The following is a 291-nucleotide window of genomic DNA, read 5'->3' on the forward strand; positions in this document are numbered from 1 at the left end:
GGTACGCACCTTGCAGATCACGGTGATCTGGTTCGCCGTATTCACCTTCCTCAGCGGCTTTGCCCAAAATTTCGAACAGCTTCTCGTATGCCGTGCGCTGATGGGGCTTGGTTTTGGTGGCGAATGGTCGGCCGGCGCGGTACTGATGGCCGAGGTGATCGCAGCCAAGCACCGTGGGAAAGCGGTCGGCATGGTGCAGAGTGCCTGGTCTGTCGGCTGGGGTGCGGCCGTTTTGCTGTCCACCGTCCTGTTCAGCCTGATGCCGCAGGAAGAGGCCTGGCGCGGGCTCTT

Annotated in this window: 1 protein-coding gene; it reads left to right on the top strand. The window is 61.9% G+C overall.

Annotation, left to right across the window (positions count from 1 at the left end):
- On the top strand, positions 1-291 hold a 291-nt coding region (locus tag AF337_RS14840; RefSeq protein WP_152971085.1), incomplete at both ends, for an MFS transporter.

This window comes from Rhizobium ecuadorense, assembly GCF_001187535.1.
GTDB classification, from domain to species: Bacteria; Pseudomonadota; Alphaproteobacteria; order Rhizobiales; family Rhizobiaceae; genus Rhizobium; species Rhizobium ecuadorense.